Annotated in this window: 16 protein-coding genes and 1 tRNA gene; 3 read left to right on the top strand and 14 right to left on the bottom strand. The window is 41.5% G+C overall.

The features are described from left to right. Nucleotides 1–747: 747 nt before the first annotated feature. The 12 genes from K9M52_RS08325 to K9M52_RS08380 all read right to left on the bottom strand — a co-directional run bounded on the left by K9M52_RS08325 (nt 748) and on the right by K9M52_RS08380 (nt 12,750). Entirely contained in the window at nt 748–1,812 is a 1,065-nt protein-coding gene (locus K9M52_RS08325; protein WP_224071600.1) for a DUF6807 domain-containing protein, read from the bottom strand. Between the two features lie 465 nt (nt 1,813–2,277). Then, on the bottom strand, nt 2,278–3,312 hold the full coding sequence (locus K9M52_RS08330) for a PDDEXK nuclease domain-containing protein (protein WP_224071601.1): 1,035 nt from the start codon (nt 3,310–3,312) through the stop codon (nt 2,278–2,280). Nucleotides 3,313–4,261: 949 nt separating this feature from the next. Then, entirely contained in the window at nt 4,262–5,656 is a 1,395-nt protein-coding gene (locus K9M52_RS08335) for an IS701 family transposase (RefSeq protein WP_224071853.1), read from the bottom strand. Between the two features lie 32 nt (nt 5,657–5,688). Continuing rightward, complete coding sequence (locus tag K9M52_RS08340) at nt 5,689–5,898, bottom strand: hypothetical protein (protein WP_119986438.1); 210 nt, start codon at nt 5,896–5,898, stop codon at nt 5,689–5,691. A gap of 147 nt (nt 5,899–6,045) precedes the next feature. Further along, nucleotides 6,046–7,440 (bottom strand): IS701 family transposase, encoded by a 1,395-nt coding sequence (locus K9M52_RS08345; RefSeq protein WP_224071853.1) that lies wholly within the window; start codon nt 7,438–7,440, stop codon nt 6,046–6,048. A gap of 32 nt (nt 7,441–7,472) precedes the next feature. Beyond that, nucleotides 7,473–7,682 carry a hypothetical protein gene (locus K9M52_RS08350; protein WP_119986438.1) on the bottom strand — a complete coding sequence of 70 codons (210 nt, stop codon included), beginning with the start codon at nt 7,680–7,682 and terminating at the stop codon, nt 7,473–7,475. A gap of 404 nt (nt 7,683–8,086) precedes the next feature. Continuing rightward, nucleotides 8,087–8,160: transfer RNA gene (locus tag K9M52_RS08355), tRNA-Ile, on the bottom strand. A 101-nt stretch (nt 8,161–8,261) separates the two neighbouring features. After that, nucleotides 8,262–9,026, bottom strand: a complete 765-nt coding sequence (locus K9M52_RS08360) for a phosphate ABC transporter ATP-binding protein (protein ID WP_224071602.1) — start codon at nt 9,024–9,026, stop codon at nt 8,262–8,264. Between the two features lie 17 nt (nt 9,027–9,043). Then, entirely contained in the window at nt 9,044–9,895 is an 852-nt protein-coding gene (locus K9M52_RS08365; protein WP_224071603.1) for a PstA family ABC transporter permease, read from the bottom strand. A gap of 60 nt (nt 9,896–9,955) precedes the next feature. Next, nucleotides 9,956–10,861 carry a phosphate ABC transporter permease subunit PstC gene (pstC, locus tag K9M52_RS08370; RefSeq protein ID WP_224071604.1) on the bottom strand — a complete coding sequence of 302 codons (906 nt, stop codon included), beginning with the start codon at nt 10,859–10,861 and terminating at the stop codon, nt 9,956–9,958. A gap of 37 nt (nt 10,862–10,898) precedes the next feature. Continuing rightward, entirely contained in the window at nt 10,899–11,843 is a 945-nt protein-coding gene (locus K9M52_RS08375) for a PstS family phosphate ABC transporter substrate-binding protein (RefSeq protein WP_224071605.1), read from the bottom strand. Nucleotides 11,844–11,874: 31 nt separating this feature from the next. After that, entirely contained in the window at nt 11,875–12,750 is an 876-nt protein-coding gene (locus tag K9M52_RS08380; RefSeq protein ID WP_224071606.1) for a DUF2490 domain-containing protein, read from the bottom strand. Nucleotides 12,751–13,038: 288 nt separating this feature from the next. Here K9M52_RS08380 and K9M52_RS08385 point away from each other — a divergent pair, with 288 nt between their 5' ends. Then, complete coding sequence (locus K9M52_RS08385; RefSeq protein ID WP_224071607.1) at nt 13,039–13,725, top strand: HAD family hydrolase; 687 nt, start codon at nt 13,039–13,041, stop codon at nt 13,723–13,725. Nucleotides 13,726–13,748: 23 nt separating this feature from the next. On the opposite strand, the gene K9M52_RS08390 is transcribed toward K9M52_RS08385, so the two are convergent. Next, the gene (locus tag K9M52_RS08390) at nt 13,749–14,036 is read right to left on the bottom strand and encodes a hypothetical protein (protein ID WP_224071608.1); all 288 of its coding nucleotides are present in this window, start codon (nt 14,034–14,036) and stop codon (nt 13,749–13,751) included. A gap of 112 nt (nt 14,037–14,148) precedes the next feature. After that, nucleotides 14,149–14,745 (bottom strand): ribonuclease HII, encoded by a 597-nt coding sequence (locus K9M52_RS08395; RefSeq protein WP_224071609.1) that lies wholly within the window; start codon nt 14,743–14,745, stop codon nt 14,149–14,151. Nucleotides 14,746–14,830: 85 nt separating this feature from the next. Here K9M52_RS08395 and K9M52_RS08400 point away from each other — a divergent pair, with 85 nt between their 5' ends. After that, on the top strand, nt 14,831–15,763 hold the full coding sequence (locus K9M52_RS08400) for a COX15/CtaA family protein (RefSeq protein WP_224071610.1): 933 nt from the start codon (nt 14,831–14,833) through the stop codon (nt 15,761–15,763). Between the two features lie 38 nt (nt 15,764–15,801). Further along, the gene (gene thiL, locus K9M52_RS08405) at nt 15,802–16,827 is read left to right on the top strand and encodes a thiamine-phosphate kinase (RefSeq protein WP_224071611.1); all 1,026 of its coding nucleotides are present in this window, start codon (nt 15,802–15,804) and stop codon (nt 16,825–16,827) included. Nucleotides 16,828–16,861 lie beyond the last annotated feature (34 nt).

The following is a 16,861-nucleotide window of genomic DNA, read 5'->3' on the forward strand; positions in this document are numbered from 1 at the left end:
AAAAAGATTGAAATACAACTGGATTTAAACAATTTCATGTTATTTGACATTTATAGGTTTTTTAAATAATGAAGCCTATAATTAGAATCATTTTACAATGAAAATTGTTCAAAATTGTTTGTTAAGCAAAGTGTCTGATAAGAGAAATGTAATAAACCTGATTTTCTATGATTCATTGTGTCACAAAACATATCAGTTCAACATAAAACACTTTCAACCTATGACACAGTACAATTAAGAACTAATACTTGTCAAAATCGGAGAAAAACTACGCAAATCCATAACAACATTCCCTGTTTTGGGAAAATTAGAACCGCCCTTCTATACTCATCGGCTACATGAAATTACTCACGTATCTATTGAGTCCACATATCGCTACGTTAGATAATTACAACGAAAATAATACCGCAAGATACTCAACCCAGCACAAGCCGTTTTGATTCAACTATATAGAGCGTTACTCATTTGAGAAGTTTTCGTTATCGAATAAATCGTCTATAATAACAAAAGAACTGTAGCTTAATCTCTCCATACTTGGCACAAAGTTTTCGTTGAATTATACAGAGCTTTTTACCGGGGTGTGTAAAACCGAAATTTAAGGATGGACGTTATTCACTGAGATAAGACCCGTTGAACCTGAAGCAGACAATACTGACGAAGGAAGCTAAGAGACTCTGGCTCCGGTGAAATTCACCGGAGCTTATTTATAGAATACACGCGGAGAGCCGTTTATTAAATTTTACGAATTTAGTTAGCTCCATTCTTAAACTCATTCGCTTCATTATTCACCTGATCATCTGAAAGATGGCGTCCAGAATTAATTAACACCTTATATTTAAATACGGCTGAGGTACCTGCTTTTATTTTAAAGTCCAGAGCTTTTTTTCCATTACTGAATATCTTCTGACCCAAAGGATTAGCAGCAAAGAGTCCATAACCACGGGCATGCCAATAGGTCGGAAATCCGATATTCGCCGGATGATCCAGTATTACCACGGAAACAGGCTCTCCACCGAGCGTTCCATTTAAGTTCACCCACCTTGCCCTGGTTCCCCATACAGCGTTACCTTCTTTCCCTTCGCTGCTCCGGTATACCCCAGTTTCTTCCTTAATACTTCTTTCCTGAATACCTGAAATGACTCCGTTGCTGTCTGTAACTTTTTCCGGAATGTCGGAAGGGTATTCCAGTTCACGAGTTAAACGAATGCCTATTAACCCATCTTTAATATCCGGAAATGACACGTCTTTAGATAGTGCAGTTAATTTTATGGCAATTTCAATTGAACGCATACTTCCCGTCCCAGAGAAAATATATTTCGTGTCCTGTCTTAGGAGTTTAGTTCCATCTGGCGTTATCCAGTAGGCTGTTACGCCCAGTTCCGCTTTATTGTTATCGGCGAACATCTTATTCACGGAAAAATGTCTGATCTCCCCATACTTCTTTTTTTTCGCTTTAGGGATACTGGATGAATTATTCCAAAAATCTAATCCATCCACATTTTCATAGTTAAACCAAAGTCCGATATGATGAGGATGATCGACGTGTTCTCCGGCTCGAGGCACAAGAGGCCACCCTCTAGTAATCCATGCACCATCAGCTGTACGAATAGGATAAAGTACAGGTTTCATTAAACTGTCTGGATAGATATATGACGTAAAGGGTTTTCCATCTATGGAAATATCAACACGCTTATCTGTCTTATTTTCAGTAATTGTAAAGCGAGTATCTTGAGCATAACCGGTTACTGCCAGTTCGCTTAATAACAATAGGCCTATTACCATTATTCCGCGTACTTTTTGAAGATTCGTCATAGTTTTCATGATTATATCACAGACATAATTCAAAATTACGATTGAAAGTTTATAAACAGGTTCAATCTTAGCAAAAATTCCCGGCCTCCATCAGCCAGTCATCCTTCATTAATAAAGAGAAGTATTTGCTTCACTAATTTCAAAACCTTGAGTAACACACTCAAACATACTAACATGAAAAGCAATAATATCACGCTCAAATAGATCTGAGTTTCCAAGTTCGAAGAGTGCGTAGGGCTCTAACCCAAGTATACCGGATGGATGCCCAGGTAGTATTTCATCTCCTAGTGCTCCAAATGTTTACTTCAGGCAATTCTTAAACTATATTGTCAAACAATGGCATCATTAATAATATTCCGCTCATCCGATTCAACAGATTTCTTATCCACATAAAAAAGAAACAAATAAATTGTTATCATCTGACAATATTGTAGAAACTAGACTGTCAATTTATTTTCGTTCCACTCACTCATCATCTCCCTCTTTTTCACTTTCAATTTTTTTCATTTCCTCCAGGATGACAGATTCCAATTCTTTAGTCGGAAGTAATAGTTTATATTCTGCAACAGCAATTGGTTTTTGAATACCCTGTAAGGCTATCTCCACATCCAAGTGATCTTTATCAGCACAGAGTATTATACCAATGGAAGGATTCTCCTCTGGTCGCTTTTCTAATTTATCTAACAAGCCAAGATAAAAATTCATCTTGCCAACGTATTCTGGTTTGAAGCTTCCGATTTTCAACTCCAATGCCAAAAGTGCCCTTAGCCCGCGGTGATATAGCAGGGTATCTATAAAATATTCTTTTCCATTGAATTCTAAACAGTGTTGGTGCCCGATGTAGGTAAACCCTTTCCCCAATATAAATTGTTTGATTCTCTCAATGAGGCGTCGCTCAAGTTCTCTTTCCTTTACAGCTTTCGTTAATCCAAGAAACCCGAGATTATAACTGGATTTGAGCATATCTTCTGCCTGTTCTGCTACTGTTTCTGGAAGCACTTCATTAAAATTGTGGGATTTGGGCAGATCAATTTCATTGTGGAAGCTATCAGCTTTCAGATAGTTAAGGAGGATGTTGCGGCTCCACCCAAGTTCTGCTGCCTTTAGGGCGTACCAATAAGCTTCATCATTATCAGTTATCTTATTGATTAAAAGGATGTTATGCCCCCATGGCAAAACTGAAACAGACTGTTTCAGTTTTGGTTCAGCTAAAATATACCTTTCATAAAACCGTTTCATATGCCATAGATTACGAGGAGAAAGCCCCATATCTGGAAATTCGAGCTTTAAGTCAACCGAAAGACGGTTTACTACGCCCTCTCCATGTCGTTTCTCTATTTTTCGTTCGGAAAGCAACTTCCCAATACTCCAATAAACACCGATTGCTGCAGTATTTACCTGCCGGGCAATATTGTTTCGTGCTGTTTTAATTTCTAAAACAGCTTGTTGCAGTATTTCATTATAGATACCATCAACTTTATTTTCTTTACTGTTACCCATTTAACTTTTTTTACTATAAAGATTTCAATCAACATAGAAATTATCTTCTATGCAACATTTCAGTTAAATTACTTATGATTCTCTTGTCAGGAAAGTTCTCCTATGGCACCAAATCACTCATCGAAATTAAAATCGCCTTCCACACCTGGCAGCTCAAGGTATTGACAAGGCGTAATCACATAACCTATCCCTTTCACTTTGCTGACCTAGAAAGGAACGCAAAGCCAGCAACATTCTCATCGGAAACAAAAATCAGCTAATGATATGTCTATCAAAAGAGAGTTACGTGACTGCAAGCCAGGGCCAAAATTAGTAAATAATATCGAATTGAGTCCGTATTGTAGTTTGATAATTCTCTAGTGCTTCATTTAAGTCTATGTTTAATGTACTCATATGCCATTACCGATTCGCCCTAAATGCACATACACTCTAATAGTAATTTCATAGGAGGCATTCACCACAATGATATTAACCCTATCATCAACCTAAAATCCCATTATTTTTGGCTGATTCCGCTGAGATTTGTGACGTTCGATTCAGAAGTCCAAGTAAACAACATAGGGAAAAGAAAATTTCTTGAGTATATTTGATTATGTGTAATGTATAAGCTATAAGAAAAGCGCGCTGTCTAGATTGACGCCTTTTTATGGCTTATATTTGTTGCTCTATCGGACTTATATGTTGGTTTCGTTCTCTTGATTATGCATTGCATTTTGTTTCTGCAATTGTTAGCTCTGGAACTACCGATAACTTTCATCTTTATATGGCTGAGGTGGTGATAGGGTCCTCCAAAAATGCTGCCCAGCCCGCTTCCTCCATGTTGGTGATAAAAACCAGAGATTTCATGTCGTTATAGCGGCGGTTGATACTTGAGAAACTCTTAACCTTAATAACTGAACATATAAAACGGACAATAAAATGAATTTATTGTCCGTTTTCTTTAGTTTGGCTAATTTCTGGCATAAAAGAAGGAGGAAAATGAGGGATTTGCCATTTTTTCGCACTTCGATAATTTTTTTTCAATGTTCACGAAGTCGGAAAAATTAATATTTACACTTTGCGCCCAATTTTCAACTCTACATCTATTTATAATATCACCAGTAGTAACCCTTTGCTTTTTAATATTTACGTACCATTTAGGCCCAGGGAGTTGTTTTTTTGATTTGGACTGCTGCTGTTTGTGCGATGCCAGTATCATCATAGCATAACATGCGGATACAAATGCCGGAACTTTTGCTACCGCAGTTTTTTCCCGGATTTGTGCCTGACCACATCCCATTAATGTTTTCTGATCTCTAAAGCCGACTTCTATCTCCCATCTTCTAATATAAGCCTGGACCTGCAGGAAAATATCTATCTCTTGATTGGTTGATATTAAATAGGCGGGAGCACGATACAGTAATTTTGATTTTTTGGTGAGCCTATAGGAAACTGGCCTGATAATGATCAGCATTAAGTCTCTCTTACCTGATTTTCGCCAGCGTATATCTTTTACAACTTTCACATTGAATGTACGCATCTTTCCTGCAGCCCATGCTTCAACCTGCTGATAAGGATAGTCATCGCTTTGTCGGATTTGTTCTGGTGTGGGGAGCTCTTCTCCATAATATCGTTTACGTCCCTTTCCTGATTGTTGCTCTTCTGGTAGAGCATAAATTTTTGAATCCTTCCTTATGCGGCCAATGAGTTCTACATTTTCTGGAAGTTGCCTTAAAACAGTTCCATTCGTGTAACTGCCGTCCACGCTCAGGATAAGTTTTTTATTTTTATAGCCATCGTCATCTAAGCACTTTCTCAAGGCTATGACACGCTGGACGCCTACTTCGCTCATTTTTTCTTTCTTCTGTCTTTCCCGGTATAGTGCTACTTCCTGGTCGGTCGCATTTTTTGACGGCTTCTTGGTGGGAGGACAATGTTTGAAGTCTACCGGGATGGCCCTTGATGGACCGCAGAGGTCTTTTTCAATGAGCGATAAAGAGAGTTGAACAAATCGTTGGCCCCAAATGAAATTATTACAAAACGGGGGGCCAAGTGGATCCCTTAGCCATCCGGTCCCTGATATTTTCTTCCCTCTCTTCCTTAACAGGGTATCGTCCATGTGTGCATAAATAAAATCGCCTTTCTTTCTATTTTGATACACGACCTCCTTTCTAACTTCAGAAAAAATTGCATTCATATCCATTCTTTCACCCTTAAATATTCGATAGGCCGCACTCCAGTCCTTAAACTGATTCCCACTTGCTGTTAACATCCCTGTTATCGTACAACGTCCAATACATGAAATAACTCCGTGAGACAAATCGCGAGCTCTCTGAAAAGTTCTGGATTGCTTGAAAGCTGTTATACATCTATCGAATAATTCATTAAAGCAAGCAACTACTCCTTCTTTTTGGGGAGTTTTTTTTTAAGATCTTTTACGGATTCATCACTACGCTGAAGTACTAGGCGCTGGTGATCATCTATCACCCACTCAACAATCTCTCCTTGCTTAAATTCTATTGCCTGAGCCACGGCAGCTGGAAAATTTACATACCATTGCTCACTCTTTGCTCTTTTTATTATCTGAATTTTAGTTGGATATCCCATATCTAGTCGTTTAACTAGATATAAAGATCACAAAAAATAGCAATATAACCAACTAAATTGCTATTTTTTTTTGCCTTATCTAGAAAAAGGCCAAACTAGAGAAAACGGACAATAAAATGAATTTATTGTCCGTTTTCTTTAGTTTGGCTAATTTCTGGCATAAAAGAAGGAGGAAAATGAGGGATTTGCCATTTTTTCGCACTTCGATAATTTTTTTTCAATGTTCACGAAGTCGGAAAAATTAATATTTACACTTTGCGCCCAATTTTCAACTCTACATCTATTTATAATATCACCAGTAGTAACCCTTTGCTTTTTAATATTTACGTACCATTTAGGCCCAGGGAGTTGTTTTTTTGATTTGGACTGCTGCTGTTTGTGCGATGCCAGTATCATCATAGCATAACATGCGGATACAAATGCCGGAACTTTTGCTACCGCAGTTTTTTCCCGGATTTGTGCCTGACCACATCCCATTAATGTTTTCTGATCTCTAAAGCCGACTTCTATCTCCCATCTTCTAATATAAGCCTGGACCTGCAGGAAAATATCTATCTCTTGATTGGTTGATATTAAATAGGCGGGAGCACGATACAGTAATTTTGATTTTTTGGTGAGCCTATAGGAAACTGGCCTGATAATGATCAGCATTAAGTCTCTCTTACCTGATTTTCGCCAGCGTATATCTTTTACAACTTTCACATTGAATGTACGCATCTTTCCTGCAGCCCATGCTTCAACCTGCTGATAAGGATAGTCATCGCTTTGTCGGATTTGTTCTGGTGTGGGGAGCTCTTCTCCATAATATCGTTTACGTCCCTTTCCTGATTGTTGCTCTTCTGGTAGAGCATAAATTTTTGAATCCTTCCTTATGCGGCCAATGAGTTCTACATTTTCTGGAAGTTGCCTTAAAACAGTTCCATTCGTGTAACTGCCGTCCACGCTCAGGATAAGTTTTTTATTTTTATAGCCATCGTCATCTAAGCACTTTCTCAAGGCTATGACACGCTGGACGCCTACTTCGCTCATTTTTTCTTTCTTCTGTCTTTCCCGGTATAGTGCTACTTCCTGGTCGGTCGCATTTTTTGACGGCTTCTTGGTGGGAGGACAATGTTTGAAGTCTACCGGGATGGCCCTTGATGGACCGCAGAGGTCTTTTTCAATGAGCGATAAAGAGAGTTGAACAAATCGTTGGCCCCAAATGAAATTATTACAAAACGGGGGGCCAAGTGGATCCCTTAGCCATCCGGTCCCTGATATTTTCTTCCCTCTCTTCCTTAACAGGGTATCGTCCATGTGTGCATAAATAAAATCGCCTTTCTTTCTATTTTGATACACGACCTCCTTTCTAACTTCAGAAAAAATTGCATTCATATCCATTCTTTCACCCTTAAATATTCGATAGGCCGCACTCCAGTCCTTAAACTGATTCCCACTTGCTGTTAACATCCCTGTTATCGTACAACGTCCAATACATGAAATAACTCCGTGAGACAAATCGCGAGCTCTCTGAAAAGTTCTGGATTGCTTGAAAGCTGTTATACATCTATCGAATAATTCATTAAAGCAAGCAACTACTCCTTCTTTTTGGGGAGTTTTTTTTTAAGATCTTTTACGGATTCATCACTACGCTGAAGTACTAGGCGCTGGTGATCATCTATCACCCACTCAACAATCTCTCCTTGCTTAAATTCTATTGCCTGAGCCACGGCAGCTGGAAAATTTACATACCATTGCTCACTCTTTGCTCTTTTTATTATCTGAATTTTAGTTGGATATCCCATATCTAGTCGTTTAACTAGATATAAAGATCACAAAAAATAGCAATATAACCAACTAAATTGCTATTTTTTTTTGCCTTATCTAGAAAAAGGCCAAACTAGAGAAAACGGACAATAAAATGAATTTATTGTCCGTTTTTTGACTTCAAAATTTTGACTATAAAAGCAGTTTATTGTCAAATATTTGACAATACAACAAAATGTTAAATACACATTAAAACAAAACAACTAATAGCCACTTAACGAACATTCCTCGCTCCAACTTAGAAGGTTATTTAAACCCCTAGGAGACAAATGTATACTTTCGGAAATTTCTTGCTCCTATCAAACCGTGTAAAATGTGTATCAAATTGTGTGCAAATAAAAAGCAGCTAGGAAAGGGTCTTCGTAACTGCTTGATTTTTAAGTGGGCCCACCTGGGCTTGAACCAGGGACCCCCTGATTATGAGTCAGGTGCTCTAACCAGCTGAGCTATAGGCCCCAAATTTTGAATGATTTCAAAATTCGAGGTGGCAAAAATAAAGATTTATTCTAAAAATCAACTTTTAAATTGAATTCTTTTTAAAATAAGCACCAATTGGTCTAATGCCCGCTCTGTAAATACTGTTTTAATATCTCCGATTTAGGGTTATTGAAGATCTCGTCCGGCGCCCCCTGTTCAATAATATCCCCAAAGTACATAAATACAATATGGTCAGCCAGTCGTCTGGCCTGTCTCAGAATATGTGTGACGACAATAAGTGTATAGTCCTTTTTCAGTCTTAAAAATTCTTCCTCAATCTTTCTGCTTGAGATAGGATCTAAAGCGGAAGTCGGTTCATCTGCCAGAATAATCTCGGGACCGACAGCCAGCCCTCTGGCCAGGCAGAGGCGCTGCTGCTGGCCGATAGAAAGTCTGGCTGCCGGTCCGTGTAACCTGTCTTTTACTTCTTCCCAGAGACCCACATCCCGCAAATGCCGCTCCACCCTTTCTCTAATAACCTGTTTGTTTCTGATCCCCTTTATCTTCAACCCATAAGCAATATTCTTATATATAGACATGGGTAGTGGAAAAGGCCTTTGAGACAACAGCCCCATTTTCTGACGGATCCGGGTCAGATCCTGGGTCGGATGGAAAATATCTTCTTCGTCAATCAATATCTGACCTGATACCTTCAAATTCGGATGAAGGTCTGACAATCTGTTCAGGCATTTTAATAAAGTCGTTTTACCGCAACCGGAAGGTCCCAGTAAAACCGTAATTTTCCCTTTAGGGATATTTAAATTTATATTTTTCAGGATAGAACTACCTCCTGCCTGAACTTGCAGGTTTTTAATTCGTACAAGGGAAGATGCGTTATTTGACATGAATCTTGATCTAAAAATTATAGAATATTCTTTTTAAACTTCCTGGTAGATAACCGGGACACAATACTTATGATTAAGATGATAGCCGTCAATATCAATGCCGCCGCATAGGCGCGCGCCTTTACTTCCGGTATCGGTGAACTTAACTGAAAAAATATGGCAAGCGGCAATGTAGCAGTCGGGTCTTGGATGGTTTGTGGAATATGATCGGTATAGCCAGCTGTAAAGAGTACCGAAGCAGCGTCTCCGATTCCTCTTCCAAAGGCCAATAATATTGCAGTAATAAATCCAGGCAGTGCCTGCCTAAAAAATATGCTGAAAGCGATCTGCCTTTTATTCGCACCCAGGCTATAAGCAGCTTCCATCAGGCCCTGAGGCACTGTTCTGAGCACCTCGTCAAAGGCCCTGATAAATATGGGTACAATAAACAGTGTAACAGTAATGACTCCAGCCAATAGTGACGCCCGGATCTGGAGATAAGCCATCAGTGCAAAACCAAATGCCCCAAATACGATCGAAGGCACGCCCCAGAGCGCGTCCAGTAAAAAACGAATGGCATTCACCGCCCTGGTTTTTCTGACCCAATGTACGTTCATACCCAGCGCAACAGGCAGCCCCAGCAGCAGGGCAAAAAAGGTAGAGCCGGAAGCTAAATACAGAGAGCCGACAATGGCGTTCAGGATTCCACCACCCTTCCCAAAATAAAATCCGCCCTGTGGTTCCTGACTGACCATCTCCCAGGTCAGGGCATGAAACCCTTTTTTAAGGATAACCGCCATCATAAAAAGAAAAACCAGGATAATGCTCATAGTAACAATGCGCATCAGCCATAAAAAGAATTTTTCCTCCAGTATTTTCCGTTTTTGCATGTGTATTAAACTATTTCGATCTAATGCTTAATGTTACTCTTAGTTAAGTATTATTCCCGCTTATACTTCCTTGATCCGGTATAAAAAGATATTAGTGATACTATTAAATAAGAGGATAATTACAAATAAGATTAATGCCGCAAACATCAATGCTGAATCATATAAAGGAACAGACATCATATCTCCGTAATTATTGGCGATGAGTGCAGGCAGTGGATAAGCCCCGTCAAATACACTCGAAGGCACCTTAGATATATTCCCGACAACCATCAGTACTGCTATGGTCTCTCCTAATGCTTTAGAAACCCCCAGACTCAATGCAGCAATAATACCCGTCAGGCCCTTCCTGAGAACGATCCATTTTATTGTTTCCCAATAAGTAGCCCCCAATGACAAAGACGCTTCTTTCAGCTCAATAGGGACACTACGTAATACCTCCATCAACATATTGAGCATATATGGTACCGCCATAATCGCCAGTACAATCCCTCCCGACAACAGACAGTAACCCGTTGTAGTTAAACCAAGTGCAGGCGCCACATAGTCAGCAAGTAGGGGTACCACCACTAATACACCCCAGACCCCGTAAACAACAGACGGAATCCCTGCCAATACATCAATGACAAAATACATGGCCTGGGTTAACCAGGCAGGACTATACTCTGTTAGATAAATAGCCGACAACAGACACACCGGCGCCGACAAAACAAATGACAGCAACGTTACCCAGACAGACCCCATGATAAAGGCGAAAAAGCCAAAATGTCCTTGCTGGGGCGACCAGTCTGAAGAACTAAGCATGGCCCCGAGAGGTACTTTCTCCAAAAGGGGAAGTGATTTAATGACCAGTCCTGTTCCAATCACCAATGGTAAAAGAATTAAAAACAAGACTGCAATATTTAACCACCCGTCTGAAATCCTGTCCGCCCACTTTGAGGGAATGATAAGCCTTTGTAACGCTACCATCTATTTGCTTTTGTTTCTATAGTTAGTATTAATTCAGCTATTGTAATTTTTGCAATTGTTCTTTAATGACTGCATCTGTCAGCGGTACGTAACCGGCAGTCTTTACGTATTTCTGACCGTCGGTCAGGACCCATTTCAAAAAGCCGATGATATCGGGATCAGTTGGTTTCCCTTTGGTAATAAAATAGAGGTCTCTTGCGGGAGGTGAGGGATACCGGCCATCGGAAATCGCCTGCAGGATACTATCTGCATTCTCATAAAAATCTTCTCCCGGATCTATCTGACGATTACCGTTCCGATCGATAGGGATAACATCGATGCCGGGTCTCTTCTTGCCTGTGGTAATATCGTAGACATAAGCGACATTATTAAAACCGACTCCGTTTGCGTCTTTACCGACAGCCTCTGCCAGTCCCGGATCGCCATAAATACCTGTTCCCTTGATATTTTCCTGCTTACCGCCAAAATAAGCTGCCCAAGTATCTGCCGCTCCCGCAGCATCTGAGCGGGTGTAAACAACCACGTTGTGCGTACCGGAAGTATCCAGCAGTGCGCCCCAGCTGATATTATTTTTGCCGGACAAATAGACATCCTTAAGCTGCGCCTCAGTCAGCCCTTTTTTTCGGATAAGCGCCGCATCGGGATTGTGCCGACTGAAAGTAGGCAATACCGCATCTTTGGCTACCGCAAATACCCAAATATCCTTTTTCTTTTCGGCGTCCGTTAACTGCCTTGAGAACATGGCAACATCCGCAGCGCCCGCCAGAACATCTGTAAGCCCCTTGCCGGCGCCGCCGGCAGAAACATCAAAACGCAGACCTGGGTTAACCGCTTTATATTGTTCGGTCCATTTTACCCCCAGCGGATAAAGTGCAAACGCCCCGGAAATTGTTGCATTCCTGCCTTTTTTTCCTCCGCAGGAAAGCAGACCTGCAGCAAAGAGTCCGGTAATGAATAGGATCAATAATGATTTAATACGCATGGTTTCTGTTTTAAATAATAGGATGATTTGATTAATAAAGTTTCAGGTCATGATAAATGGTCAGCCGGGCAATATCCCTGTGATAATACTGGTTTCCCGAACTCCGCTCCTGAAACCAGTCCAAATAGCCAAGCTCAACCTGGAACGCTTTAGAAATACCGTAGTTCAGGCCGAAATAAATTCTGTTCTGATCAAATGTATTGGCCACTATATTGTGGCCCAGGTTCAGGAGGATTTCATCAAAGGCAATGGCATTTAATGTTCCGGCTGCCGTATTTTGTTTGATAAGCGGATATTTTAGTTGAAACCGGTATCGTGCTCTTCCCTGAAAATGATAGCCAGCCGTCAACTTCGTTGATGTACTGTTGTGAATCCAGCGCTCTTCAAACTGGAAACGGTGACTGACGGCTAAATTTCCCAACGATTGTGAGGCGCTCAGATACTGGTGCGGCCTTAATTCCGGCACCGTTACCGCGGTTTCCATGGCGGGATCGGCCGGATTAGAGGCCAGATAGTAAGAAAAGCCGGCTCCTGCCGCCCAGCCTTTTCCCAGCTTTCTTTCCACAGCCACCCTGGGAAGGAACCAGTTGCTCTGACGGTTGTTTTTGAAAAAGTGCCTGTCTTCAATTTCAAGGTTCAGCCCCCAGTTGTCAGACAATTTATACTTACCATAATATCGGATCCAGTAAAGGCTTTGGCGGGTCACTTGCTTTTGGCTCAGTGCAGGACTGGCAAAGCCAGTCATACCCAACGCTATCCAGAAAAGAGGCTTATAGGCGAAATGTTTCATTTGATAAGTTGCTAATGTGTATTGATAATGATTTAAACCTATACATCCATTTGTAGCATGATCAATATTGCAACTAGCCAGCCCTCCCTTAGGTGTATTAAAAAGTAAATACTGCATGGTATATGAATTTAGTCTACCATTTTAGTAGACTAATTATTTAAAAAAAACGGAGATTCTTTTTCTCCTTTCCCAAGACGGAATCCACTTGTTTCCGATTTGTGGTGCAAACATAGCATAAAGTCTACTAAAATAGTAGACTTTATGCTATGTTTTTTTAATTTTTTTTCACAACAGAAAATTATATATTCATTGTCAATACATTGCATACAAATATATTCCCATTTTTATCAGATCGACCGGTTCAAAAAGATATTATTAGAAAATCTCCGAGTATATTTGGATCCTATGAAAACGGATGATCTATCAACAAACAGCGCAGAGGCAACAGTAAAAAGCCCTCTTGAACAGCATTTCTCCAAGAGGCGTCTTAAAAATATCATTTTTGATTTTGGTGGCGTCTTGTTACATATCGATTTTAAAAAAACGCATGAGGCCTTCGAAGCATTGGGTATAAAAGACGCAAAAGCTCATTTTACACAACACCATGCCAGTCAGCTATTTTCCCAACTGGAAACGGGTCATGTTAGCCCGGAAACATTCTATGGGTTATTCAGACAGGAAGCAGGAACCGATATTACAGACGAACAAATAAAGGATGCCTGGAATGCCATGCTTCTCCATTATGCAAAGGATAATATACAGCTGCTGCATGAGCTTGGCAAAAAATATAATCTTTATCTTTTTTCAAATACCAACCAGATCCATTATAACTGGTTTTCAGAACGGTACCGGCAGGAATTTAATGGGGAAAGGCTGGAAGATTTATTCAAAGTAGCCTGGTTTTCCCATGAAAAAGGCGTCCGTAAACCTGCCGCGGAAGTATTCACCCATATGTTACAAACCGAAGGACTCCTGGCAGCTGAGACTTTATTCATTGATGATACGATCGGCAATATTGAAGGAGCTGCGGCAGCCGGCCTGCAAACGCATCTATTAAAAAGTCCGGCAGATTTACTTCTGCTGGACCTGTAATTATTTCTACATAGCGCAAATGATTAATTGAGCTCCTCAAATTCGATATAATCTGATTTTGAGGGTTTTGCAGCCTGACCGGCCGCTTTTTTTGAACTGAACCTGCTAAAGGGGCCTTTTTTGTCCGCGTTAACCTCCACGCGCACCTGAGAAGCTCTTTGCTGACTCCCATGCTGCCCGCCGAAGGGTTGCTTCATCTCGTTCACCTTGCGCTTCATCTGATGAGCCGTACGCACAACAGGCAGAACGAAGCCTACGATGAAGCGGTACAAAAAGTAAAGAAGAAACGCTAATACTATATATCCTATCATGTAACGAAGATACTCCATGGCAGCGGGACTACCCAATCAAGGTGTTTATTTTGCAAATCGCTTAACAAACAATTCGGCGAGTAAACGAATGGGTTCCGCGAATGTCAGCTGCCTAAAACAGTGTCGGAATTTCGGGATGAATATTAAAGCTTTTACGATGATGTTCACAGAGGCCAAATGCTTTTATAGCCTCCCTGTGAAAAGGGGTTCCATAGCCTTTATTACTGGCCCAGTCATAACGTGGATAAGAGGCATGCAACTGCCGCATATGCGCGTCCCGATAGGTTTTAGCTAAAATACTGGCTGCAGCGATGTTCGCATAAAGCCCGTCACCTTTGATAACACAGGTATGCTTTATCCTGGGGTAAGGCGTAAACCGGTTGCCATCAATGGCCAGAAAACCCGGTTTTATTTTCAGGGCTTTAACCGCTAAGTGCATTGCCTTGATAGAGGCCTTCAGGATATTGATGCTGTCGATTTCCTCCACATCCACGCTGGCCACGGCGTAGCCTATTGCCTCTTGCTCAATGACAATTCTTAACAGCTCCCTGTCCTTTTCCAGGACTTGTTTGCTGTCATTGAGTTTCTCATGATAAAAATCCTTAGGCAAAATGACGGCGGCAGCGAAGACCGGGCCAGCATAACAGCCTCTGCCCGCTTCGTCACAGCCCGCTTCCAGCACCTCATTTTGAAAAGAATTGAACAGCATAAGGCAAAAATATGAACTTTCAACCCACCCGCCAACCTTCTTTCCTGTTAAACGGCTACCTTTGCTGCGGAAAAAACCGGAAATCATGAGATCAGCAGCGGAGAACCAACAACGTTTCATCAAATATGCCAAATTAGTCTTATACACCATTTTCATTGTTATTCTGGCCGGCTCGATTGTGAGGACCACCCACAGTGGTATGGGTTGCCCGGACTGGCCTCACTGTTTCGGCCGCTGGATCCCGCCGTTAAATGCAGGCCAGCTGCCACCGGATTTCGAAAAATACCTGAAAAAGCAGGATATAGATCACACGTTCAATGCATTCCATACATGGATCGAATACCTGAACCGCATGTTGACCGTGCTGCTGGGCATCTTTATTGTGTTACTGAACTTCATGGCCTGGAAAATATACCGCAAAACCCGGCCTGCTATATTTATCTGGGCACTCAGTCTTTTTGTGCTGGTTGGCTTTGAAGCCTGGGTAGGTAAAGTTGTTGTCAATTCAAATCTGGGAGTGTTACTGATCACCGCACACATGATCCCCGCACTCATCATTGCCGGCGTCTGTGTTTACATGATCCACCTCGTGCACGGAAAACCCTTTATTATAAATAAGCCGCTAAAATGGCTTACCTGGCTGGCATTTGTACTGGTCTTCATTCAAATATTGATCGGCACGGAAGTCCGGGCGGAAGTAGATCATGTGTCAAAAGCTTTAAGGTATACCGCCCGGGAAACCTGGCTCAGCCAGGTGGGAGACGCGCTACATATCCATGAGTTATTTGCCTGGGTCGCCTCCCTGTCCTGTATCTTTGTTGTCGGTAAATCATTCAATCATAAAGAGACCCAGAAAATAGGGTTACTCGTATTAATTTCTCTGGTGGCAGAACTGTTTTTAGGGCTGATCATGACGCAGATGCAGATGCCGGCCTTTGCGCAGCCGCTGCACTTACTATTCTCGTCTATCATAATTGTCGCGCTATTTAGTTTATTGTTAAGAGCCAGAATCAGTTAACGGCATTTCAACCAACATCCACCACAAAACCTTATATCATGGAAAACAGAACGGAGATTGCAGATCTGGGGGAATTTGGTCTTATTGACCATCTCACCAAAAATTTTGAGACCTATAATGTTTCTACGGTCGAATCCGTGGGGGACGACGCCGCCGTAATGGACCACTTCGGCAAACAAACGGTCCTGACTACGGATCTTCTGATCGAAGGCATTCATTTTGATCTGATGTATACTCCGCTCAAGCATCTGGGTTATAAAAGTGTTATTGTGAATCTCAGTGATGTATATGCTATGAATGCCCAACCGACGCAGATTACCGTCAGCCTGGGTATCACAAACCGATTCAGCGTGGAAGCATTGTCAGAATTTTACGAGGGCGTCTATGCCGCCTGCGAAAAATACAAAGTAGATCTGGTCGGAGGAGATACATCTGCCTCTCAGAAAGGCTTTATTATTTCAGTCACGGCCATCGGCGAAGTCGCTCCGGATCAGTACGTTAAAAGAAGTACCGCACAAAAAGGCGACCTTATCTGCGTATCGGGTGATCTGGGTGGGGCTTTTCTGGGTCTGACCTTGTTGGAAAGAGAAAAGAAGATCTATCTGGAAAACCCTAAGGTGCAACCAGATCTGGAAGGAGAAGACTATATTGTCGGACGTATTTTAAAACCGGAAGCCAGAAAAGATATCATCGAGTTCTTTGAAAAACAAGATCTCCGGCCGACGGCGATGATGGATGTCAGTGACGGCATTAGCAGCGAAGTGTTACATATCGCGAGAAAAAGTGGTCTGGGCTGTAGAATATATGAGGACAAATTACCCATTAACGATAGCACCCGGCAGGCCGCCTTTAAATTCGGGCTGGATCCGACCGTATGCGCGCTTAACGGTGGAGAAGACTATGAACTGATCTTTACCATCAAACAGGAAGACCATGACAAAATCGTACTCAATGAAGAGATCAGCGTCATTGGTTATATGACCGAACAGGAGGAAGGCTGCAAATTCCTGTCTAAAGGCGGCAATACATTTGATATTACGGCGCAGGGCTGGAAAGCGTTTTAGTATAACACCTGCCGTCAGATACAATTTTCCACCG

Source organism: Arachidicoccus terrestris, assembly GCF_020042345.1.
GTDB lineage: Bacteria > Bacteroidota > Bacteroidia > Chitinophagales > Chitinophagaceae > Arachidicoccus > Arachidicoccus terrestris.